The sequence below is a fragment of the Parasphingorhabdus sp. genome, assembly GCF_039939955.1.
Classification (GTDB): domain Bacteria; phylum Pseudomonadota; class Alphaproteobacteria; order Sphingomonadales; family Sphingomonadaceae; genus Parasphingorhabdus.
The window spans coordinates 333157-355815 of sequence record NZ_JBDVHS010000005.1 but is presented as its reverse complement, the minus strand read 5'-3'; the positions used below and the strand labels follow the sequence as shown (position 1 = coordinate 355815).

General features: G+C 55.8%; 20 protein-coding genes. 13 read left to right on the top strand and 7 right to left on the bottom strand.

What is annotated here, in order from left to right:
- Window positions 1-95 precede the first annotated feature (95 nt).
- Window positions 96-638: a hypothetical protein gene (locus ABJG22_RS06945; protein WP_348019525.1), complete on the top strand. Its 543-nt coding sequence runs from the start codon at window positions 96-98 to the stop codon at window positions 636-638.
- Between the two features lie 14 nt (window positions 639-652).
- Here the strand turns inward: ABJG22_RS06945 and ABJG22_RS06940 are convergent, their stop codons facing one another.
- The 6 genes from ABJG22_RS06940 to ABJG22_RS06915 form a co-directional block, all read right to left on the bottom strand.
- Entirely contained in the window at window positions 653-1822 is a 1170-nt protein-coding gene (locus ABJG22_RS06940; RefSeq protein ID WP_348019524.1) for a crosslink repair DNA glycosylase YcaQ family protein, read from the bottom strand.
- 5 nt (window positions 1823-1827) lie between these two features.
- The gene (locus ABJG22_RS06935) at window positions 1828-2742 is read right to left on the bottom strand and encodes a DMT family transporter (protein WP_348019523.1); all 915 of its coding nucleotides are present in this window, start codon (window positions 2740-2742) and stop codon (window positions 1828-1830) included.
- A gap of 39 nt (window positions 2743-2781) precedes the next feature.
- Window positions 2782-3924 (bottom strand): acyl-CoA dehydrogenase family protein, encoded by a 1143-nt coding sequence (locus ABJG22_RS06930; RefSeq protein WP_348019522.1) that lies wholly within the window; start codon window positions 3922-3924, stop codon window positions 2782-2784.
- A gap of 29 nt (window positions 3925-3953) precedes the next feature.
- On the bottom strand, window positions 3954-4406 hold the full coding sequence (locus tag ABJG22_RS06925; RefSeq protein WP_348019521.1) for a thioesterase family protein: 453 nt from the start codon (window positions 4404-4406) through the stop codon (window positions 3954-3956).
- The gene (locus ABJG22_RS06920) at window positions 4390-5550 is read right to left on the bottom strand and encodes an iron-containing alcohol dehydrogenase (protein ID WP_348019520.1); all 1161 of its coding nucleotides are present in this window, start codon (window positions 5548-5550) and stop codon (window positions 4390-4392) included. The genes ABJG22_RS06925 and ABJG22_RS06920 overlap by 17 nt, the downstream gene beginning before the upstream one ends.
- Window positions 5551-5654: 104 nt before the next feature.
- Complete coding sequence (locus tag ABJG22_RS06915) at window positions 5655-8225, bottom strand: TonB-dependent receptor (RefSeq protein ID WP_348019519.1); 2571 nt, start codon at window positions 8223-8225, stop codon at window positions 5655-5657.
- Window positions 8226-8449: 224 nt separating this feature from the next.
- On the opposite strand from ABJG22_RS06915, the gene ABJG22_RS06910 reads away from it, so the two are divergent.
- From ABJG22_RS06910 to gpmA, 4 genes are all read left to right on the top strand, one after another.
- Window positions 8450-10354, top strand: coding sequence for a DUF3604 domain-containing protein (locus ABJG22_RS06910; protein WP_348019518.1), 1905 nt, complete (start codon window positions 8450-8452; stop codon window positions 10352-10354).
- Between the two features lie 17 nt (window positions 10355-10371).
- Entirely contained in the window at window positions 10372-11196 is an 825-nt protein-coding gene (locus tag ABJG22_RS06905; RefSeq protein WP_348019517.1) for a peptidylprolyl isomerase, read from the top strand.
- 101 nt (window positions 11197-11297) lie between these two features.
- On the top strand, window positions 11298-12227 hold the full coding sequence (locus ABJG22_RS06900; protein ID WP_348019516.1) for a HupE/UreJ family protein: 930 nt from the start codon (window positions 11298-11300) through the stop codon (window positions 12225-12227).
- A gap of 66 nt (window positions 12228-12293) precedes the next feature.
- The gene (gene gpmA, locus ABJG22_RS06895; RefSeq protein WP_348019515.1) at window positions 12294-12980 is read left to right on the top strand and encodes a 2,3-diphosphoglycerate-dependent phosphoglycerate mutase; all 687 of its coding nucleotides are present in this window, start codon (window positions 12294-12296) and stop codon (window positions 12978-12980) included.
- Between the two features lie 10 nt (window positions 12981-12990).
- On the opposite strand, the gene ABJG22_RS06890 is transcribed toward gpmA, so the two are convergent.
- On the bottom strand, window positions 12991-13512 hold the full coding sequence (locus ABJG22_RS06890; protein ID WP_348019514.1) for a GGDEF domain-containing protein: 522 nt from the start codon (window positions 13510-13512) through the stop codon (window positions 12991-12993).
- Window positions 13513-13796: 284 nt separating this feature from the next.
- Between ABJG22_RS06890 and purE the strand changes: the two genes are divergently transcribed.
- The 8 genes from purE to lspA all read left to right on the top strand — a co-directional run bounded on the left by purE (window position 13797) and on the right by lspA (window position 22620).
- A complete protein-coding gene (gene purE, locus ABJG22_RS06885; protein WP_348019513.1) occupies window positions 13797-14285 on the top strand; it encodes a 5-(carboxyamino)imidazole ribonucleotide mutase in 489 nt (162 codons plus the stop codon).
- Window positions 14286-14300: 15 nt separating this feature from the next.
- Window positions 14301-15365 carry a 5-(carboxyamino)imidazole ribonucleotide synthase gene (locus tag ABJG22_RS06880; protein ID WP_348019512.1) on the top strand — a complete coding sequence of 355 codons (1065 nt, stop codon included), beginning with the start codon at window positions 14301-14303 and terminating at the stop codon, window positions 15363-15365.
- A 35-nt stretch (window positions 15366-15400) separates the two neighbouring features.
- Window positions 15401-15889: a dihydrofolate reductase gene (locus ABJG22_RS06875; RefSeq protein ID WP_348019511.1), complete on the top strand. Its 489-nt coding sequence runs from the start codon at window positions 15401-15403 to the stop codon at window positions 15887-15889.
- Between the two features lies 1 nt (window position 15890).
- Window positions 15891-17105 carry a dipeptidase gene (locus ABJG22_RS06870; RefSeq protein ID WP_348019510.1) on the top strand — a complete coding sequence of 405 codons (1215 nt, stop codon included), beginning with the start codon at window positions 15891-15893 and terminating at the stop codon, window positions 17103-17105.
- A gap of 7 nt (window positions 17106-17112) precedes the next feature.
- Window positions 17113-18036: a bifunctional riboflavin kinase/FAD synthetase gene (locus ABJG22_RS06865; RefSeq protein ID WP_348019509.1), complete on the top strand. Its 924-nt coding sequence runs from the start codon at window positions 17113-17115 to the stop codon at window positions 18034-18036.
- Window positions 18033-19016, top strand: a complete 984-nt coding sequence (locus ABJG22_RS06860) for a glycerophosphodiester phosphodiesterase family protein (RefSeq protein WP_348019508.1) — start codon at window positions 18033-18035, stop codon at window positions 19014-19016. The genes ABJG22_RS06865 and ABJG22_RS06860 overlap by 4 nt, the downstream gene beginning before the upstream one ends.
- Before the next feature lie 140 nt (window positions 19017-19156).
- On the top strand, window positions 19157-22096 hold the full coding sequence (gene ileS / locus ABJG22_RS06855) for an isoleucine--tRNA ligase (protein WP_348019507.1): 2940 nt from the start codon (window positions 19157-19159) through the stop codon (window positions 22094-22096).
- Window positions 22093-22620: a signal peptidase II gene (lspA, locus tag ABJG22_RS06850; RefSeq protein ID WP_348019506.1), complete on the top strand. Its 528-nt coding sequence runs from the start codon at window positions 22093-22095 to the stop codon at window positions 22618-22620. Before ileS ends, lspA begins: the two co-directional genes overlap by 4 nt.
- Window positions 22621-22659: the final 39 nt, after the last annotated feature.

Below are 22659 nucleotides of genomic sequence, written 5' to 3'. Positions count from 1 at the left end.
TTGTGTTAATCACCATGGCATTATAGTATGAGGAAAGGCGTGTTCGCCTATTCAGCAATTGTTCAACAGGGTCGTTATATATGACTGATATGCATATGATTTTGTTTAAAGCGGCACTCGCCACCGGTGTTTTAACGGTGGGCTTGTCAGCATCCCAGGCTGCCTATGCAGCACCGCTGTCGGCCAGCATTCAATCGGCTGCAACCGACCCGCGGGCCAATGTAAAAATTGACAGCAAGATTCAGGTCGAACGGACCGAAGAATCGGCGTCAGGTGAAATCACAACAACCCTTCTGGACCCGGCAACCATCAAGGTCATTCCCGGCGACAAATTGCTGTTCACCAACGCCTATCGCAATACCGGCGGAAGTGCGGTGACAGGATTTGTAGTCAATAATCCCGTCCATCCGGCCGTCGCCTTGACCGAAGTGTTAGAAGACTGGGCTTTGGTATCGGTCGATGGCGGCAAGAGTTTTGGTAAATTGTCCGACCTGAGTGTCTCGGAAACAGCATCAGAATCCGCTCCGACAAGCCGTCCGGCACAAGCGTCCGACGTCACCCATATCCGCTGGGTCTTGGCATCGCCGATCGCACCCGGTGCATCAGGCGAACTGCAATTTCGCGGGATTGTCAGATAGGCTGGGCATCGGCATCACGCACCGCTGCATTCCCAAACGATATCGCGAACCCCGATCAGTCGCGCCAAGCGCGCCAATTCCGCCGCGCACTTGTCCTGCCGGGGGTTCGACCACCGCACCGTTGGTTCTGGCCAAAATTGGGTGACGCGCAGACATTCGGCTGATCGATCGGCTTTGATTTCGATCCGGCCGACGAAACGGTCGCGTTCCAATATCGGATAGACATAATAGCCCCATTGCCGCTGGGCGGCGGGTACGAACATTTCGTTGCGATAGTGAAAACCGAACAGCGTCAGCAGGCGCTTGCGGTCGCGGACGGCCGGGTCGAACGGGTTGATGATGCGAAGCCGCGCGGTCGGGGCCGGCGCTTGCGACAACCGCCTCTCGATATCCGGCGGCGCCAGCGCTTTCAGCCATTGTCCGTCGTGGCTTTGTAGCTCCACCGCCACCATATCGGTCGCCGATTGCGCCCAGGCCCGCGTTTCCTTTGCGTCCACCGCGTCCCAGAAACGCTGGATTTCACCGTGCGAGCCAAAGGCCAGCCGGTCGAGCGCATTGCGGCACAGCCAGTCAATCTGATCCGCATCATCATGGACTGTTTCCCGATGATGCGCCGGGATAACCCGCTCGCTGAGGTCGTAATATTTATTGAAATTCTGACGGTGAGACGTGGCCAGTTCGCCCGCATACCATAGCTGATCCATCACCCTTTTATGCGGCGGACGGTCCCACATTTGCTTTTTGCCTTTGACCTTGGTGTCAAATGCCTGGGTCGACAGCGGGCCTTCTTCGGCGATGCGTGCCTTGATCTCCTCGGCACCAATTTCGCGCACCGCTTTCTGAAAAGATGCATAGCCCGCGACCTTCTGCCCCAGACGCCGGAACTGGCGCTGCCACATCGGGTAAAATTCCATCGGCAGGACCGAGGCGTCATGGGTAAAATGCTCGAAAACCACCCTGTCCTCGCCCAGCATCCGGTCGAACATCGGCTCGCGATAATTCTGGTTCCGGCTCCACAGGATATGATGATGGGCGCGAGTGACATTCTGGATCGTATCCAGCTGCACATAACCGAGGCGCCGGATCATCTCTGGCAGATCCAGCGGACCCGTTGGTGTATCGGACAGACCCTGTGATTGCAGCCAGAGCCAGCGCGCCTCCCGGTTGCGGATCCGCAGTGCCATCGCCGTCAGACTGCGGTATTTTCGATATGCGCCACCGTCTTGTCTTTGCGCGTCGCCACGATGCAGCCGATGACGATCAAAACCGTACCCACGATTGTCGTCAGCGTGATCGGTTCTTTGAAGAACAGCCAGCCGAAAATGACCGCCCAGACAAAGACGCTATATTCGAGATTGATCAAATTCTTCGCTTCCGCCCGCGCATAGCCCCAGGCAATGAGCACCGCCGAAGTGATCGACAGAATCGCGCCTGCGCCAATATAGGGGAAAAACTCCTGATCCGGCACGACCGCAAAAAACGGGGCCAGCAGCAAGAACGTCACGCCGACAATAAGATTTTGTGAAAAGCTGATCTCGATCGGATCGGCAAGCAATGCCTGGGTTCGTTGAATCACCAGATTGCCGCCATAGAGCACCGCCGACACGAGGATCGCGCCAATGCCCAAAAGCACGTCTTCATCATAGTCACCGGTGGCCCGCGCCCAGGCGATCACCAGCACCCCGCTAAAACCGAGTATCGAGGCATAGATAGCTTTGCGATGGATGGCCTCACCGAGAAAAACCGCCGCCAGATAGAGCGCGATAATCGGCGCGATAAAGGACAAGGCAATGGCTTCCGCCAGCGGCACCCGCGCCAGACCCCAGAAGAACAGATAGGACATGAACACGACGATGATACCACGCTGCAGATGCACTTTGCGCGCCGCCTTCCCCGGCATTTTTGGACGGCGTGCAAAGAAGATCACTGAAACAATGGCAAGAGAGGCCAACACCCGCCAGAGGATGGCGTTATAAGCGCCCAGATCCATTGCCAGGCTCTTCATCACGACATCCATCATCGAGAAGGTCAGCAATCCGGTCAGCACCGCTCCCGCAGGAAGCAAAGGCGCGCTGTTTTCGAAAAGAGGCGGTGATCCAGACATGATAGCGCTATCGGGCCCGTGCTCGTGCTTGTCCAGCCATCACAGACCCATTTGTCGAACCGCGAGATCGCGCATGATTTCTTCCGATCCACCGCCGATCGCCATGACTTTGACCTCGCGATAGAAACGCTCGACCGGATTGCCGCGCAAATAGCCGGCCCCGCCCAGAATCTGCATCGCTTCGCTGGCGCAAAATTCGAGATCCTTGGTGGCGCTGAACTTGGCCTTGCAGAGCTGCGCCACCGGCATTTCGCCTTGATCGGCCAGCCAGCAAATCTGGTTCACCCATGCGTCCAAACGATCCACGCGCGCCGACATATCGGCGATTTTATGACGGATAACCTGATGTTTGATCATCGGCTTGCCAAATGTCTCGCGCTGCTGGGCATAGCTGATTGATTCCTCCAACAGCACCCGCATCATGCCAAGACATTGCGCGACCATGCCCAGTCGTTCGTGGTTGAAATTATGCATGATCTGGATGAAGCCGCGATCCTGTTCACCCAGCATATTTTCTGCCGGCACCCGCACATCATCAAAATAGAGCGACGCCTGATCCGACGCCCACCAACCCATTTTCTTGTCGAGCGCGGTACGCGAAAAACCCTCGGCATCGGCGTCTACCAGAAACAGGGAAATACCGTGCAGGCCTTCGCCGCCGGTGCGGGCGCCGACAACATAATGGTCGGATGTCATGCCGCCGGTGATGAAAGTCTTGGCCCCGTTGATCACCCAGTGATTGCCGTCCTGCTTTGCCGTGGTCTGCATATTGGCGACATCCGATCCGCCGCCGGGTTCGGTAATGCCGAGGCTGGACCCTTTTTTGCCCAGCACGATATCTTTCAATATACGGTCTTTGATATCTTCCGAGGCCAATTTATGAATCGGCCCGATTGAGATCGACCGGCCGCCCAGCGCCGCCAGCGTCCCGCCATTATGTGCCCTTGCGGCTTCCTCGCTCCAGGCCGCGCGCATAAAAATATCATCGACGCCCAGACCGCCATATTTTTCATCAATACCGAAGCCCCAGACACCCAGCGCACCGACTTTTTCGTGCAGCGACCAGGGGATTTCGCCCGCTTCGTCCCACTCATTGGCAAAAGGCTGCAATTCCGTTTCGATAAAACGGCGGCAGGTCTCACGGAACTGGCGGCGCTCATCCGTTTCAAAAGGACGTAGCATTTCTCTCTCCCAAAGACTTAATCGATTGATTAAACCTCTATCGCCTCCAGCGCTGAGCGCAAGGGGGCGGGGAGAGAAACTGGTCGGCGCGTATCGCGATCGACATAGACATGGGTGAAACTGCCTGCAGCAGAGGCGATATCCTCGTCCCCGCGAAACAGGCCGACGCCATAGGTGACGCTGCTGTTGCCGAGCCGGTCGACGCGGATGCGCGCCATCACGTCATCGGGAAAGGCAATTGGCGCGAAATAGTCGCAGCTGGTGTTGACCACCAGACCGATTGTGTCGCCGCCGGTAATATCAAGAACATCCTGCTCTATCAGATAACGGTTCACCGCCGTATCAAACCACAGATAGTAGATAGCATTATTGACATGCCCATAAGGGTCATTGTCATTCCAGCGCGTCGTAATCGCAGAACCGGCGCGATAATCGCTGCGCACCGGTGGCGCGCTTCGTGAACTTTTACCAGGCGGCATCATAGATTCTCTGGGCATCTGCCAGCGACACGGCTCGGGGATTATTGTCGAGCAGACGTGTCTGCAACATCGCCGCCTCGGCAAGCTCTGTGGTCGCGTCTTGCGCGATACCGATATCCCGCAACTTGCGTGGCGCCTTAACCTTGACCGCCAGCGCTTCCAGAAAGTCGATCAATTGCTGAGCCCGGGCTTCATCGCTATTTTCACTGCCTTTGGGAATATCCAAAGCATCGGCCAGCTCGGCATAGAGCGGCGCGGCAGCCTCCAGATTAAACTGCATCACATAAGGCATGACCAAGGCGTTGGAGAGGCCGTGCGGGATATGATAAATGCCGCCGAGCGGATAGGCGAGTGCATGGATCGCTCCGACCGGTGCATTGGCAAAAGCCTGCCCCGCCAGCATTGATCCGCGCAACATCGCTTCGCGGGCCTGCATATTCCCACCGTCGAAACAGGCGGTTTCGATATTGGCCGTCAGCAATTTCAAAGCCTCGATAGCAAACATATCGGAAACCGGATTTTTGCCATTGCGGCTGGTGTAGGATTCAACCGCATGGACCATCGCGTCAATAGCGGTTGCCGCAGTCACATCGGCGGGGAGCCCTACGGTCAGGGCGGGATCAAGCAAGGCCACATCGGCAACCAAATGCGGCGAGATAATTCCTGCCTTGGTGGTTTCGCCGGTGGTTAGAATGGAAATCGCGGTCACTTCCGATCCGGTGCCGGCCGTGGTCGGGATCAGGATGGTCGGCAGGCCCTTTTTCTCCAGCACGCCAATGCCATAAACATCTTCGAGCGCCTGCGCGCCATCAACCGCGAGAGCGGCCACGACTTTGGCCGTATCCAGCGAGCTGCCGCCGCCCAGTCCGATGACAATATCGACGTCGGCATCTCGAGCCGCCGCCATCGCTTGCCGGACAATCGCCTCTGGCGGGTCGGCCACGACCGAGTCAAAGATCACGACATCAAAGCCCGCTTCGGACAGGGTCTTTTCCACCGGAACGATCAAGCCGGCATTGACGATGCCTTTGTCAGTTACGATCATCGGTTTGGATGCGCGCAGCGCCGCGATCTGGCCGGGAAGTTCAGCAAGGCAGCCTTCACCGAAGTGAAGCACCGGGACGGTCTGGAATATAAAATTTTTCATAGCATGAGTCTTTTGCATCAATGCATCGGCCACGCAATAAAAAGGGGCCGGAAAACCGGCCCCTATTCACTAGGCGGCGAAATGCCACCCGATTAAATTCGTGTCTAGAACTTGCCGCGAAGGGTCAGGCCATACATGCGCGGTTCTTGCACAAATGCCGACCGTGAACCGGAACGCAACACGGTGTTGAACGTAACACCCCGTGTAATCTCGTTGGTCAGGTTGGTAACCCAAGCTTCAACACCCCATGTATCGTCTATATCGGCGATACCGGCCCGCATGTTGATCTTGATATTACCATCCTGAACATCAAACGGGTTCAACGCAGCCACATCAACAGCAGCCTGTACGCTACCTGCAGCTGTAATAGCTGCAGCGTTCGGTACAACGATAGCCTGTGTAGATGTACGCCGATCACTTTCCATCCGAAGTTGCGTGTTCACAAAGAACTTCATGTTCGTGCCGATGTCGCGATCATAGGTTGCGCCCATGATACCGACCCATTTCGGAGCGTTGGTCAGCGAATTGCCGCACAGGCTCAAAACGTTGGCCGATGTCTGCGTACCAGCACAATTTTCCGGATAGCGCGCATTGGTGTAGGTCAAGCCGCCATTGATGGTAAAATTGTCACTCGGACGAATGACCGTTTCAATTTCAACACCCGTCGATTTTGCCAATGGCACGTTGAACGTGGTGAACTGAGCGCCCGTGAATTCGAGCACCTGGAAGTTGGTGAACTCTTCATGGAAACCAGCGACGTTCAATGTGACCGCATTATCAAGGAACTTGCCCTTGAAGCCGACTTCATAGGCATCAACTTCTTCCGAAAGGAAGCGTGGATCCGCACCGCCAGTGGCTGCTGTTGAGTCCAGATTGAAACCACCTGATTTATAGCCGTGCGTGAAGCTGGCATATACCGTGATCGGGGAAGCGAATTCATAGCTAACCTTACCGGTGTAAATCAGCTCTTCATCGCTGAAGTTGCTGTTAAAGGTACGCGGGAGCGGAAGAAATGCCGCCTGAGGCAAATCAGCCGGAGCCGTGAACGCGAAACAGCCAGTGCCGAAAAGGCCGGTAGCCAAAGCAGAGCCGTCTGACAGCAGCGGAGCCGGAGGAGCACCAGCAGCCGGCGCGCCCAAAAGGTTGCTTATGATAGCAGGGCATAGCGCATTGGTGACAGAAGGCTGCGTGAACCCGCCATCTTTGCTTTCATCCGAATAACGCAGACCAACGGTGAACTTTAGACCGTCGGTAACTTCCAGCGTATTATGGGTGAAGATCGACCAGCTTTTGCTGCTTTGAGTATAGGCATTGGTTGCCCGAACCGTCGCCGCATCAACGCCACCAGAGAATAGCGCCAGCGGAGCCGGACCAGCCGCACCACCGAACAACGCACCGACAAGCCCGTCATAATCCTGACCGAGGCCAAAATTAACGGTCTGATTGATATCTTCATCCGAATAATATCCACCGACAAGCCAATCAAGAGCACCATCAAGTGCATCACCCTGCACACGCAATTCGTGGGTCATGGTATCAATGGACGTGCCGCCGCCTGGCAGAACGTTGAAAATATCCAGGCCCGAGAAGTCCGAGTCATAGGATTCACCAGCACTGAATTCGCGATAGGAACCGATGTAGATCAGGTCAGCACTGTCGCCCAATGGAATTTCCACCTCTCCGGTAATACCCCATTGATCATTGCTGTTGGCCGATTGAAAGCTCTGTGTCGCAAGACGATTATCAACCGCTTCCTGCATGGTTGTCGTGTCGAACGGGTTTACCGCTACGACCGGAGCAGCCATACCGCCGCGGGCGCCAAGGCCCACCGCAGCGAAGAAGCCCGCTGATTCAACCGGAGACCGCAACACTTCAACAGCCGCACAACAGCTCGCCGTACTTTTAGAATAGTCTGCAATCAGACGACCGCTGATGCCGCTTTCGGTTTCAAAGCCCAACTGGCCACGAACAAGATATTGGTCCGTATTGTTGGATTCACCGTTGCTCGCTCCGGTACTGTCAACCGTGTTCACATAGCCATCACGTTTCCGATAAGCGCCGGTTACGCGAAGCGCCAACGTGTCTTCGATCAGGGGAGCGTTGATCGCACCTTGGATGCTCATATGATCAAAATTGCCATAGGTCGCGTTTACGAAACCACCGAATTCATTCAGATCCGGACGTTTGTTCGTGATGTTCAAAGCACCAGCCGAGGTGTTCCGTCCAAACAACGTGCCTTGCGGGCCGCGAAGAACTTCGACGCGTTCTACGTCAACAAATTCGCCAAGCGCTACGCCAGGACGTGATTGGTAAGCACCATCAACGAAAATACCAACTGCGGATTCAAAACCGATGTTGTTGGACGTGGTACCAACACCACGAATACGAAGAACAACCGTGCCAGACGCTGTTTGCGCGTTGGAGGTTGAGAAGCTTGGTGAAACGCTGCCGATATTCTGTACGTTCACAACGCCCTGCTGCTCAAGTTGAACCGGGCTAACCGCGGTCACAGCAATAGGAATGTCTTGAACGTCTTCGGCACGGCGGGTGGCCGTCACGATGATGACATTATCGTCGGAAGTTTCCGCTTCCTGCACAGCATCCTGCGCAAAAGCTGGTGTCGTCATGGCAGTGGTACACATAGCCGCCATGAGTAATTTATTGATGGTTTTCATAACTATTCTCCCGTTAAACTCAGCTGCTGGCAGTGTCTTTATCCTTGGGGGAAGACGTATTTTTCCAACAGCTATGCTTGCCTCAGTCGTTTAATTGCGTCATTAAATCAAGCGAAGAGCGGCAAAGACACGCCGATTCTGCGCCGGTCGTTGCAAATATGATACATTTGTCAATTGATGAAAAACGCAGAAATTGGCGGCTATGCCTGGGGAGAGATGCTAAAATGACACATAAACTACTCGCAGCGGTCGCGCTGAGCGCATTGATCAGTGGCTGTTCAGCCGAAACGAGCGGAACCAGCGCTTCAGAAATCGCGCTGGCACCCGGAGAAACCGTCGGCGAAGAAGCAAATCCCGATCGCAATGTCTATTTTGGCGATCTGCACATCCATACAAAGAATAGCTTTGATGCCTATATCTTCAATGTACGGACCACGCCCGATGATGCTTATAAATTCGGCATGGGCGGCACCGTCAAACACCCTTTGGGCTATGACCTGAAGCTGGAAGGCCCACCGCTTGATTTCATGGCGGTCACCGATCATGCCGCCTATCTTGGTCATCTCGAGGCCATGAATACGCCCGATACTGCGCTGTCCAAGCTGGACATGGCAAAGGATATGTTCAGCACCGACCCCGAAAAAATCACCGCGGCATTCCAGCTGATCGGCGGCGCAATCCGGGACGGCCGCAAAATGGATGGCGTCTATGACCCCGCCATCGTCGGCAATGTCTGGAAACAAATTGTCGATTCAGCCGAAAAACACAACAATCCCGGAAAATTCACCACTTTTGCCGGCTATGAATATACTGCCGTGCGGATTACCCACGGCAAAGAAGGCGGCTTTGCTGGCGGCAATCTGCACCGCAACGTGATATTCAGAGGATCTGCGCCCGACATGCCGTTCGCGACGGTCGATTCAACCAATCCGGAAGACCTGTGGTCCTGGATGGACGATCAGCGCGAAGCGGGAAATGATGTGATGTCGATCCCGCATAACAGCAATGTCTCCGACGGTGAAATGTTCAAGATGGAGACCTATAACGGGCAACCATTGACCAAAGCCTATGCCGAACAGCGGATACGCAACGAACCGATTGTTGAAATCACCCAGGTCAAGGGCACATCCGAAACCCACCCTTCTCTATCACCCAATGACGAATGGGCCGATTTTGAAATCTATGACAAGCTGCTCAGTACAGCCGTCGTATCCAAAACCGCCACCGGCGACTATGTCCGGCAGGCGCTGGCCAATGGCCTGAAACTGGCGCAAGAAATCGGCGCCGATCCGTTTCATTTCGGCTTCATTGGATCAACCGACAGCCATGTGGTCGGCGGTTCATTTGATGAAAAGAATTTCTGGTCCAAAGTCGGTGTTCTTGACGGCACACCGGAATCCCGGGGTTCCATTCCGCCGGGCGGCAAGAAAAGCTGGGAAGGTGTGACCCCTGACCCGAATGCCGACAACTGGTTCTCGCGTTGGGCCGCATCCGGTTACGCCGCGGTCTGGGCCGAAGAAAATAGTCGCGAAGCCATTTTTGACGCGATGCGGCGCAAGGAAACCTACGCCACCACCGGAACCCGCATCAAATTGCGCTTCTTCGGCGGCTTTGGTTTTGACGAGAAAATGCTCGATGATCCCGAAATGGTCAGCAAAGCCTATAAGGATGGCGTATCCATGGGCGGCGACCTTGTCGGCAACCAAGCGCCCGGCTTTATCATCTGGGCCATGCGCGACGCGATGAGCGCGCCGCTGCAACGGGTGCAGGTCATCAAAGTGTGGACCGATGGCGGAGAAGCCAAAGAAAAAGTCTTTGATGTCGCCTGTAGCGATGGTGGAACGCCGGATGGCAATTTCCGATGCCCCGACAATGGCGCGATGGTGGACCTGAGCGATTGTTCGATTTCCACCGACAAAGGCGCACCGGAGCTCAAAACCTTCTGGCGCGATCCAGAGCATCAGGCAGACCAACGCGCATCTTATTATGTGCGCGTGCTAGAAAATCCGGTTTGCCGCTGGTCGACATGGGATGCCTTGCGGGCGGGCGCTGAGCCAAATCCTGCCTTGCAGACAACGATCCAGGAACGCGCCTGGTCTTCACCCATCTGGTATGTACCAACCGCCTAATCTGACTGGAACGCCTCTTGAAAATCTTCCGTGAACCAATCACGCATTTTGTCCTGATTGGGCTGGCGCTGATTGCCATCAACCATTTCTGGAACGCCTGGCAAGGCGAACTGGGCAGGACCATTGTGGTCAGTGTAGCCGAGATCGAGCGGCTCGAAAATATCTGGGCCGGCACCGCGGGCCGGCTTCCGACCGGAGAAGACCGCCAGCAAATCATCGAACAATATGTGCAGGAAGAGGCGCTGGTTCGGGAAGCGGAGCGATTGGGGCTCGGCGACCGCGACACAATCATCCGGCGACGGCTCGCCCAGAAGATGGACTTTCTGGTCGGCAACGAAACCCGGGCAGATGATCCGACCGACGCGGAGCTGGAAAGCTGGTTCAACGATCATCGCGACCGTTTTTCCGCCCCGGAAATGCGCAGCTTCAACCATGTTTATTTCAGCCCGGAAAAACACGGAGACGGTATAGACGCGGCGGCAGAGGCCGCACGCACATCGCTGCAATCGGGTGCAGATTGGAAATCAACCGGTGATCCGTTCATCCAGAAACGCAGCTATGCCGCCGTTCCGGAACGCGAAGTCACCCGACTGTTCGGACCGGAATTTTCCGCTGCCATATTCAAACTTGATGCGGATATGTGGAGCGAACCCATAGGATCCGCCTTTGGCCTGCATCTCGTCCAGATCAAAGCCGTCGACAGCGCTGCACAGGCCCAGTTCGAACCGATCCGCGCCGAAGTGCTGGCCGCTTGGCAAGAAGAGCAGCGGAGCAGCGCGAAACGGACCGCGTTGCTGGAGCTGATCGACAATTATGAAGTGGTCGTCGAGAATAAGGAATGACGCCTCTCTCCGCTCCATCAGCCGCGAAACCGTTACCAGACCGGACGCCCGGCGGTCGCATGATCCTTTGGTGTCTATCGATCTGGCTATGCGCACTTTTTTTGGCCAGTCCAGCAGATGCCCATGAAATCCGGCCCGCTGCGCTCGAATTGACCGAGCAGGCCGATGGCAATGTCGCGGTCATCTGGAAACAGCCGGTATTGTCGGGCCGCAAGCTCAAAATGCGTCCCGTCCTGCCTGCCCAATGCGCTGTGCCGGAACAAACACAGCTAGATTATGTTGGCACGGCTATCCTTGAAAGCTGGCAGGCCACTTGCCGCTTGGATCGCGGAAAAATCCGGATAGAAGGGCTCGAGCAGACGCTCACTGACGTATTTGTCCGTTTAAAATTTGCCGATGGTCGCGAACAAACGCGGCTTTTGCGCCCGGCCAGCGCGGCTTTGTCTCTGGACACCGAAGTCAATGATTCTCCGGCCGGAGCCTATTTGCAGATTGGCGCGGAACATATGCTGTTCGGCTGGGACCATTTGCTGTTCGTGCTCGGCCTGCTGCTGATCACGCCGTTACGCCAGCTGCTATGGGTCATTACCGCCTTCACCGCCGGCCATAGTGTGACGCTGGCCATTACCGCCACGGGCCTCGTCCGCCTGCCCAGCGGGCCGGTGGAACTGCTGATAGCGCTCAGCATATTCTTCCTCGCCATCGAAGCGGTGCGTAAGCAAGCCGGGAAAACCAGTCTCACAATCCGTCACCCCTGGGTGATCGCGATCGGCTTCGGACTGCTCCATGGGCTGGGTTTCGCGGGCGCGCTTGCGGATATAGGCCTGCCCACAGGACAGGAAATCTGGGCTTTGCTCTTGTTCAATCTCGGACTGGAATTGGGGCAGCTGCTATTTGTGGCAGCAATATTGGGTGGCTATTGGATCCTCGGACGACTGCCGCTCGACCGCCAAAAATGGCTCGCCCAACCGGCCCTTTTTCTGGTGGGTTCACTGGGTGCATATTATACGATGGTCCGTGTGTTCGTTTGAAATCCCCTTGGCGACCTTCGTCATCACCGCTAGGGGAAAAGAAAACACAAGCATTAAGGACAATCAATGCCCCAACTTATCTTGCTGCGCCACGGACAGTCGCAATGGAATCTTGAGAACCGCTTTACCGGCTGGTGGGACGTCAATGTCACCGAAAAAGGTATTGAGGAAGCCAAGGCTGCCGGGCAGTTGATGAAAGAACGCGGCATTGATCCGAATATGTGCTTCACCAGCCTGCAGACCCGGGCCATCGCGACGCTCAATCTTGCGCTCGAAGAAATGGGCCGCCTGTGGCTGCCGGTAGAGAAAAGCTATCGCCTCAACGAACGTCATTATGGCGGATTGACCGGCCTCAACAAGCAGGAAACCCGCGATAAACACGGCGATGAGCAAGTCCATATCTGGCGCCGCAGCTTTGACACGCCACCACCACCAATGGCAGCGGACAGCGAATATCAAATGTCCAGCGACCCCCGCTATAAAGGCATTGAAGTTCCGGCTACCGAAAGCCTGAAAGACACGATTGCACGGGTATTACCCTATTGGAAAAGCCGGATCGCACCCGAGTTGCAAAATGGCAAAAAAGTGCTGATCTCCGCGCATGGCAACAGCCTGCGCGCACTGGTCAAACATCTTTCCAAAATTGCCGATAATGAAATAACCAGTCTGGAAATCCCCACCGGCCAGCCGATTATCTATGAACTGGACGACGATCTAAACGAGATCGAGCGCTATTATCTGTCGGAGCGGTAGGCCCGAGCGACTATTTGGATTTATCCTTCGCGAGATACATCACAGCATCCGCACGCGACATCAGGACTTCGACACTGTCTTTCGGTCCGACAAAGCAATAGCCTATGGAAACGCTAAAGGGTAAGCGCTTGCCTTCATGAACGCAGTTGGCTCCACTGAATCGCTTCATCAGAAAAGCGATTTTTTCTACCACCTGATCGCAATCCAGATTGTCGACTAGCAAGCCAAATTCATCGCCACCAATGCGCGCAACCACATCGGATTTTCGCATATGTGTTTTCAGCAATTTGCTCAAATGCATCAACAAGGCATCGCCGGCGGCATGACCACGTTCGTCGTTTACCGCTTTCAAATTGTCGACGTCGAGAAATAGCAGCGCACAATTGTCACCATATCGCTGGCATCGCGCTATCCGGTTTTCCAGCCGTTCCACGAACAGACGACGATTGGACAATCCGGTCAGCACATCATGATAGGCGTGCCGCTCCATTTCAGCGAGCTGCTCTCTCAGCGAATCTATTTCGCGCTGCAATATATTGCACCTACGACAATGCTGGTCATTGCTTGCGCGATGTTGTTTTATATTGTTAGTCATTCTTCATCCCGGCAGGGCGTATATTTTTATCTATTTGAAAATACAACTTTTTTATTTGAAAAATGCCCAAAGTAACTATTGCTACTGTCATTTCAGCATCAGACTGGCGGCATTACCCCCTATAATCGCTATAAAATGGCTTACCTCTCACTTGTGTCATTGCGTCCGCGCCATTTCCCGACTAAACCACATTGCTTCCGAAGCATTTGTCAGGGTCAAAAATGGTCGAAGCACCTCCTTCTGTTGGAATCATCATGGGCAGCCAGTCCGACTGGTCGACAATGAAGCTTGCGAGCGACATCCTGGATCAGTTGAATGTGGCGCATGAAGACAAGATTGTCTCGGCGCACCGGACACCTGGCCGGCTTTATGACTATGCAACGTCAGCGGCCGAACGCGGATTGAAGGTGGTTATCGCGGGCGCGGGTGGCGCGGCACATCTTCCCGGCATGGCCGCATCAATGACACGCATCCCGGTGCTTGGCGTACCCATTCAGTCGAAAACCTTAAGCGGCGTCGACAGCATTCTTTCCATCGCGCAAATGCCGGCCGGCATACCGGTCGGTACTTTGGCTATTGGCGAAGCAGGTGCTAAAAATGCAGCACTATTGGCTGCAGCTATTCTTGCCAATTCAGACGCGGCCCTGGCCGAACGTCTGGACGCATGGCGTGCGGCTCAGACCGCTGCCGTCGCCGACAAGCCCGTATAAACAGACATCGTGCACATGCTTCCTCCTGGATCAACCATTGGTATATTGGGCGGCGGTCAACTTGGCCGGATGCTAAGCGTCGCGGCGGCACAATTAGGCTATCGCTGCCATATTTATGCGCCAGATGCCAACAGTGTGGCCGCCGAAGTTTCCGCCGATTTCACTTGCGCGCAAGATGACGACATCAAAGCACTGACCCGCTTCGCCGAGGCCTGCGATGTGGTCACTTTCGAATTTGAAAATGTGCCGGTTGACCCGCTGCACCAGATTGAAAGCTGCGCGCCGCTGCATCCGCCCATTGCGGCATTGGACGTCGCCCAAAACCGGATCGCAGAGAAAAATTTCGCTCGCGACCATGGTGGCACTACGGCACCCTTTGCCGAAGTGACTGATCGCGCGGCGCTGGACAAGGCGATGGCCGACATCGGCGCGCCGGCGATCTTGAAAACCATCCGCATGGGCTATGATGGCAAGGGCCAGTCTCGGATCAAAGCGGATGACGACCTCGACCAGCATTGGGACGCCGTGGCCCATCAACCCTGCGTTGCCGAGGGTTTCGTGACCTTTGACTATGAGTTTTCGGTGATATTGGTGCGTGCGCAGGATGGCGAGATCCGCTTCTGGGACACGCCGCATAATGTGCATGAAGACGGCATATTGGCGGTCTCGACGGCGCCTGCCCCCAACGCAATATTGGCGCAACAGGACGACGCCCGCGCGCTTGCCGCGAAAATGGCCGATGCCATGAACTATGTCGGCGTGCTCACTTGCGAATTTTTCGCCACCGACGATGGCCCGGTGTTCAATGAAATGGCCCCGCGGGTCCACAATAGTGGCCACTGGACCATCGAAGGCGCCATCACCAGCCAGTTTGAAAATCACATCCGCGCGATCTGCGGACTGCCGCTGGGCGATACCGGTCTGGCCGCAACAAAAGTCGAGATGCACAACCTGATCGGGGCGCAAGCGGATGACTGGCAGCGCCTGCTATCCGACGATGCCAACCATCTCCACCTCTATGGCAAGGGCGCAAGCCGGCCGGGCCGCAAAATGGGTCATGTCACCAAATTGCATTTCTAATTTGCAGTCCGCCGGAACTGCGCTAGGCCTCGCGCATGAACCATCCTGAAATCATTCTCTTTCTTGCCCGCGCCGACAATGGTGTGATTGGCGATGGCGACAGCATTCCGTGGCGGCTGCCCGAAGACCAGCGGCGGTTCAAGCGGATGACCATGGGCAAACCGATGATCATGGGGCGCAAGACCTTTGACAGCCTGCCCGGCCTCTTGCCCGGACGCCGCCATATCGTGCTCACCCGGGATAAAAAATGGCAAGCGGACGACGCAGAGGTCGCAACCAGCATCAAAAATGCCTTAAAAATCGCCAATGCGCCGCATATCGCGGTGATCGGCGGCGCGGAAATCTACAAAGCCTTTCTCAAACAGGCCGACCGGATCGAATTGACGGAAGTGCATCTCAAGCCGAAAGGTGATACCAAAATGCCAGCCTTTGACGATGCCATCTGGGAAGAGATTGCCCGCGAGGATCATGACGCGGAAAATGGCAAGCCGGGGTACAGCTTCGTCACTTTGAAAAGGAAATAAGATGCGAAAAATCCTGCTCACGCTTTTGGGTCTCAGCGGGATATTGCTCGCCATTTGGCTGGCTGTCGGACCAGCATGGTTTGAAAAACAGATTAATATGATCGATGGCAAACCGCTGCCGGGAATCAGCGCAGAAGCACAGAATCTGCATGATAGCTTGATGATTGTCGATCTGCACGGCGATACATTGCTGTGGAAGCGCAAGATTACCGATAGCGTCGACCGTGGCCATATCGACCTGAAGCGCTTGCAGGCGGGCAACATCGGCCTGCAGATTTTCTCCAGTGTCACCAAAACGCCCAAGGGCCAAAATTACGACAGCAATAGCGCCGATACCGATAATATCACGATGCTGGCGATCACCCAGATGCAGCCGATGCGGACCTGGTTTTCGCTTTTCGAACGGCAAATCTATCACGCACAAAAGCTGGATGAGGCCGTCGAACAGTCCGCCGGTGCGATGCAGACGATCAACACCGCCGATGATCTCGATACTTTGGAAACGGCGCGGACGGGCGCCGATCGCCCGATCGGCGTGCTGTTCTCCGCCGAAGGTCTGCAGACGCTGGAAGGCGACCGCGCAAATTTGCAGAAATTCTATGATGCCGGAATGCGGATGGCGGGGCTGGTGCATTTCTTCGACAATGAACTGGCAGGGTCGATGCACGGCGAAGAAAAAGGCGGTCTGACCGAATTTGGCCGTACGATCATCCGCGACATGGAAGATATGGGCATGATCGTCGATATCGCTCATAGTAGCCACACGACCGTTGCCGAAATCCTGAAAATGGCACGACGTCCCGTGGTGTCCAGCCATGGCGGCGTGCAAGCGGTGTGCGGGGTCAATCGCAACCTGACCGATGATGAAATAAAGGGCGTGGCCGCAACTGGCGGCATCATCGGCCTTGGTTACTGGGACGGCGCAATGTGCGACACCGATCCGGCAACCGTCGCCAAAGCCGTAAAACATGTCCGCGACCTGGTCGGCATCGAATATGTGGCGCTGGGTAGCGATTTTGACGGCGCGGTCACCACGCGCTTTGACGCCAGCGGCGTCGCACAAATCACGCAGGCGCTGATGAATGCAGACTTTACCGAGGCAGAAATCCGCGCCGTGATGGGACTGAACGCCATGCGGATAATCCGTCAGGGGCTGGTTCCGATGCAAGATCTTCCGCAAGAAGCGGTTGAACCGGCAAGCATTTCCGGTCAATAGCCGCTTGATGCAAAGACTAAACGGAAAAGACCGGATCGAAGGCGAGCTGCGCGGCGCGATTATAGCGCTAGGCAATTTTGATGGCTTTCACTTCGGCCATCAGGCGGTCGCCGGCAAGGCGCTCAGCTGGGCGCGGAAAGAAGGCCGACCGGCGATTATCGCAACTTTTGATCCGCATCCGGCGCGCCTGTTCAAACCGGATCTGCCACCCTTTCGCCTGACGACGCTGGACCAGCGCCAGCGGCTATTTGCCGATGCCGGGGCGAGCGCGATGCTGGTATTCGAATTTGATGCCGCTCTGGCCGGAACCTCCGCAGAAGATTTTATCGCAACTCTACTGGTCGACCGTTTTGGCGCAGCAGGCGTTGTCACCGGAGCCGATTTCACCTTTGGCAAAGGCGCACAAGGCAATATCGATCTGCTGCGCGAGATTGGCGCGACCCACGGCCTGCAAAGCGAAGCGGTCAGTGCGATCAGCGACAGCGATGATGTCATTTCCTCCAGTCGCATCCGTGCGGCTCTGAAAGAGGGGCTGTGCGAGGAAGCGGGCCGGCTGCTGACCCGTCCGTTCGCGATTCAGGGTGAAGTCATTCATGGCGATAAAAATGGCCGGATACTCGGCTTTCCTACCGCCAATATCGATATCGGCCATTATCTGCGCCCGAAATATGGCATCTATGCCGTGAAGGGCCGCCTGCCCGATGGCCGGGTGCTGAACGGCGCGGCGAATATCGGTATCCGCCCGTCGTTCGATCCGCCAAAAGAATTGCTGGAGCCCTATTTCTTTGATTTTTCCGAAGATCTCTATGGCCAGACGATCGAGGTCGAACTGCACCACTTCCTGCGCGGCGAAGAGAAGTTTGATGATCTTGAAGCGCTGAAGGTCCAGATGGAAAAGGATTGTGACAAAGCGCGTGAGCTTTTGGGATGAAGAAAAAGCTGTTGTGGGGCCTTGGCGGGCTCTGGATGATCTTTGTGACCATCATGCTGATCAACAGCCCGCGCTGGGCCCCTGCCCCCCAAGGCGATATCAAAATGATCGCCCATCGCGGCGTCCATCATATCTATGATCCCACCGGCGTCGGCCGCAATGACTGCACCGCGCAACGCATGCTGCCGGGACAGGAAGAGTTGGATATATTCGAAAATACCGTCCATTCGATCCGCGCCGCGGTCAACGCCAAGGCGGATATGATCGAGGTCGATGTTGCGCCAACCAAAGACGGTAAGATGGTGCTATTCCATGATTGGACCGTCGATTGCCGGACCAATGGCAACGGCAAGACCCGGGACAAGGCATTGGCGGAGCTGAAGGCGCTGGATATCAGCTATGGCTATACCGCTGACGGTGGCGAGACCTATCCCCTGCGCGGCAAGGGCGTCGGCAAAATCCCGACGGTCGAAGAAGCGCTGGCGGCAGAAAGCTACAAGCCATTTCTGTTCAATTTCAAAAGCAAAAATCCGGCTGAAGCAGATCAATTGGCGGCGATATTGAAAGCGGCAGGTCGCGATCCTGTCAAAGAAGGCGACGGATTCTACGGCGGAGAAGCGCCAACCATGCGCATGGGTGAGCTTTTTCCTGGCGCGTGGACCTGGACAAAACCGATGGTGAAGGCCTGCACCAAAGATTATGCGTGGATGGGCTGGCTCGGGATTACCCCGGATAGCTGCAAGAATGCGACGCTCATCGTCCCGCTGGACTTTCAATGGGCCATTGCCGGCTGGCCCGACCGCACGATCGCCCGCATGGACGCGGTTGGCGCACGGATCGTGATTACCGGTCCGATGAACGACCGCGAATCCACCCGTGGAATCGTCCATGGCGATCAATTGGCGGACATTCCGACCAGCTATAATGGCTATGTGATGGTCGAGGATATACTGAAAGTCGGCCCCGCGCTGATCCGCTAGTTTTTGTTCCGTTCGTGGTGAGCCTGTCGGACCACTTCTCAAGCCTATAACTATCCTTCGACAAGCTCAGAATGAACGGTACAGGCGCCGTTGCAAAACCATGCTTGCACACGTTCGCAACCTCGCCTAATCCCCCGATTATGAGCGATCCGAAAGCAGATTATAAAGACACGGTTTTCCTGCCGAAAACCGATTTCCCGATGAAGGCTGGCCTTGCGAACAAGGAACCGGCGATTTTGGAGCGCTGGCAGAAGATTGGCCTCTATGAAAAATTGCGCGAAACCCGCGATGGCAATGAGAAATTCATTTTCCATGATGGCCCGCCTTATGCCAATGGCAATATCCATATCGGCCATAGCCTGAACAAGACGCTGAAGGATCTGGTGGTCCGCTCACAGAATATGCTGGGCAAAGACGCCCCTTTCGTACCCGGCTGGGATTGCCACGGGCTTCCCATCGAGTGGAAGATCGAAGAGCAATATCGCAAGAAAAAACGGAACAAGGACGAGGTGCCGGCCAGCGAATTCCGCGCCGAATGCCGCGCCTATGCGGATAATTGGGTGGATGTGCAGCGCGAGGAGTTCAAACGGCTCGGCGTCTTAGCGCAATGGGACAAACCCTATCTGACGATGGACTATGACGCGGAAGCGGAGATTGTCAGCGAATTGCTAAAATTTGCCGAAGCCGGCCAGCTCTATCGCGGTGCCAAGCCGGTGATGTGGTCGCCGGTCGAGAAAACCGCGCTGGCAGAGGCCGAAGTGGAATATGAAGATATCACATCGACGCAGATTGATGTGGCGTTCGAGATTGTCGATGCGCCGAATGCGCCGGAGCTGGTTGGTGCGCATGCGGTAATCTGGACGACGACGCCGTGGACGATTCCGGTTAATCAGGCTTTGGCTTATGGGGCGGATGTATATTATTTGCAGATCGACGCGAGCGATGATCGCAGATATCTTGTTGCCTTCGATCTAGTCGACCAATTCTTCGAACGCACCGGGCTTAACTTCAAACCTATTGGAAATGTCGCAGCTGGTTTATCGGACGCAGAGCGCATTCAAGCCTTAATAGTTGACAACCAATTCCAAGGCTCCCAACTCGCCGGAGCCACCGCCAAACACCCGATGGCGGACAAATTCCCGGACAGCGAATTCTATACAAAACCCCGCCCGTTCCTCGATGGCTCAAGCTTCGTCACCACCGATGCTGGTACGGGCCTCGTCCATATGTCGCCCGATCATGGCGAAGATGATTTCGATCTGTGCAAAGCCAATGGCATCAATCCGGTGTTCGCGGTCGATGCAGGCGGACAGTATCGCGAGGATTGGCCATGGCTGCCGCTAACGGGCAGCGTCATCAACAAGAAATTTGTTGGCAGCGATGGGCCTATCTGTTCGGACCTGCGCGAAGCGGGTGGTTTGCTCTCCGCCAGCGATGATTTCCAGCATAGCTATCCGCACAGCTGGCGTTCAAAAGCCAAGATTATTTACCGCTGCACGCCGCAATGGTTTGTCCCGATGGATGAACCGCTGACGGCACCAAATGCCGTTCGTGCTGAGCCTGTCGAAGCACAGCTGGCAGACGCGGACCCTTCGACAAGCTCAGGGCGAACGGATTTGGAAGTCGGGCATGCTGAAGGCATTCCCGCCACGCTCCGCGAAATCGCGCTGGACGAAATTCGCAACAAGGTCCGCTTCGTGCCCGAACGCGGGCGTCGCCGTCTGGAATCCATGGTCGAAGGCCGTCCTGACTGGGTACTCAGCCGCCAGCGCGCCTGGGGCGTGCCCATCGCGCTTTATGTGAACCGCAAGAGCGGTGAATATCTCAATGATCCGGCGGTCAATGCGCGGATCATCGCCGCCTTTAAAACCGGCGGTGCCGATGCATGGTTCAATGCCAATCATCAGGATTTTCTCGGCAATGATCACAGTCTCGATGACTATGAAGTGATCACCGACATTCTCGATGTCTGGTTCGACAGTGGCTGTACCCACAGCTTCGTGCTGGAAAGCGGCAAATGGCCGGATCACCAGTCGCCCGCCGACCTTTATCTGGAAGGCAGCGATCAGCATCGCGGCTGGTTCCAGTCCAGTCTGCTCGAAAGCTGCGGTTCCCGTGGTCATGCGCCTTATAAAGCCGTTCTGACCCACGGCATGACGCTCGACAAAAACGGCAAGAAAATGTCGAAGTCGCTCGGCAACACGCTAGACCCGAAAAAGATCATCGACGTGCAGGGCGCGGATATCCTGCGGCTCTGGGCGGCCAGTGTCGATTATACCGAGGATCATCGCATTGGTGATGAAATCATCAAGGGCGTCACCGACAGCTACCGGAAATTGCGCAACACCTTCCGCTATATGCTGGGCGGCTTGGGTGATTTCACCGATGCCGAGCGCGTGGCGGTGGCCGACATGCCGGAGCTGGAACGCTATATCCTGCACCGGCTGGCCGAGGTGGATGCGGAGCTGAAACAGCATGTCGGCGACTTTGCCTTCGGTCCCTATATGCGGACGCTGAACGCCTTCGCACAGGAAGACCTGAGCGCCTTCTTCTTCGATATCCGCAAGGATTGCCTCTATTGCGACGCGCCGGATGATCCGAAGCGCATGGCCTATCGGACGGTGATGGACATATTGTTCCACGCCCTCACCCGCTATATCGCGCCGGTGCTAGTATTCACTTCTGAAGAAATTTGGCAGAGCCGGTTCCCGGATGAGAATGACTCGATCCATCTCAAGCTATGGCCAGAGGTGGATGCGGGTTGGACCGATGTTGATCTGGCTGGCAAGTGGCAGCAGATTCGCGATGCGCGTGAGCAGGTCACCGAAGCGATCGAGCCGCTACGCCGCGAGAAAACAATCCGGTCGAGCCTGGAAGCCGAAGTCATCTATCCGATGACCGACCTTCCGATCGACAGCGACGAATTTGCCGAACTGGCAATTGTCGCGCAGATCAACAACGGGGCAGACATCACCGTCACCAAGACCGAAAATCACAAATGCGGTCGCTGCTGGCGTCTCCTTCCCGAAGTAGAAGAAGATGGCGCGCTATGCGGTCGTTGTGCAAAGGTGCTGGCATGACCGACCAAATCAAGAAATATCGCCGCACCGGATTGATCATCGCCTTTCTGATCTTTGCACTGGACCAGATCAGCAAATTTGTCGTTATGGAAATTCTGCAGCTACCGGCCAAAGGGCAGATCAAACTGATCCCGTTTTTCGATCTCACCTGGGCGGAAAATTATGGCGTTTCCATGGGTTTTCTGACCGCCTCCACCGATTTTCAGCGCTGGGCTTTGGTCGCGTTGACCGGGTTGATCGGCATCGCCGTTTGGATCTGGATGAACCGTGAAACCGCGAAATGGGATATTATTGCGCTGGCGATGGTGCTCGGCGGGGCAATGGGCAATATCGTCGACCGGGCGCGGCTCGGCTATGTTGCCGACTTTGCCGATCTGCATATCGGTGACTTCCGGCCGTTCCTGATTTTCAACCTTGCCGATGCCTGTATCAGCATCGGCGTGGTCATCTTGCTTGCGCGGGCGCTGTTCATCCGCGAAAATGATGACCAGACAAAAGACGATGTTCAGCTTGACGAAAGTTGACCTGTGACAGGAGCGCGCTATCAGGCTCCATAAGAGATT